The sequence below is a fragment of the Pseudomonas sp. SDO55104_S430 genome (assembly GCF_054070595.1).
Window position 1 is genome coordinate 1 of sequence record NZ_JBSVXG010000489.1, and the last position, 1,029, is coordinate 1,029.

A 1,029-nucleotide genomic window follows, 5' to 3' on the forward strand; every position below is an offset into this window, starting at 1 on the left:
CCCATTTTTTTGGGGCCGCTTCGCGACCCAACGGGGGCAAGCCCCCTCGCCACAAAAGCACAGACAGTTGAGTACACCCATGATTTTCAGGACCGTTGCACATGCATGAGCATCCGCTACAACGCTTCTTCAAATCCTTGCGCGAACGCCCGGTGTTTGCGTGGGAGCGCTATCAGAAGCGCGATGTGCTGGTGATCGATCACCCGCTGTGTCAGGCGGTGTTCAGTCGTCAGGGCGCACAGCTGTTGCACTTTCAGCCCCGGGATCAGAAGCCGTGGTTGTGGTGTGCGGCGCGCTGGCCTCATGTCGGTGCCATTCGCGGTGGCGTGCCGGTGTGCTGGCCGTGGTATGGCCGTCACCCGAGCGAGAATGCCTGGCCGTCCCATGGTTGGGCGCGGCTGCTGGACTGGAAGTTGATCGACAGCAGCAGTGACGACGATGGCGTGCGCCTGCACTGGCGGCTGGAGCTGTGCGACTGGCAGGCGGACCTGCATGCGCATCTGGGCGAAAGCATGGATCTGCGCCTGAGCACCGAGCACAACGACAGCCTTCCTTGCCAATTGAGCCAGGCTTTGCACGCCTACTGGCGTATTGGCGATGTCGGTGAGGTAGCGCTGTCTGGGCTCGACGGGGCGCAGGGTTATGACCATCTGAACCGTGAATTTTGTCAGCAGGAAGGTGAGTTGCGCGTCGATGGCGGCTGCCAGCGGGTGTTCCAGCATGACGGCGAATTGCAGCTCAATGACCACGCCTGGCAGCGGGCGTTGTGCATCGATACCGGCGAAACGGCGGACACGGTGGTCTGGCACCCGGGCTCGCGGCCGTTGCTGGGGGTGAGCTGGAATGAGGTGTCGGAGTTTGTCTGTGTGGAGGCGGCGAGTGGGGGCACGGACAGTTTGTGCCTGAAGCCGGGGGAGCGGGCGCATTTGAGTTTGCAGGCGCGGGTGGGGGGGTAGTTCCAGGTCTTGTGGTGCACCTGCTGGCCTCATCGCGGGCAAGCCCGCTCCCACAGGTTTTGTGCTCGACGCG

The 1,029-nt window shown here is 63.1% G+C and carries 1 protein-coding gene; it reads left to right on the plus strand.

Translation table 11 applies throughout. The features are described from left to right. Positions 1-101 precede the first annotated feature (101 nt). Positions 102-956: a D-hexose-6-phosphate mutarotase gene (locus ACW9JE_RS30850; RefSeq protein WP_457434926.1), complete on the plus strand. Its 855-nt coding sequence runs from the start codon at positions 102-104 to the stop codon at positions 954-956. Positions 957-1,029: the final 73 nt, after the last annotated feature.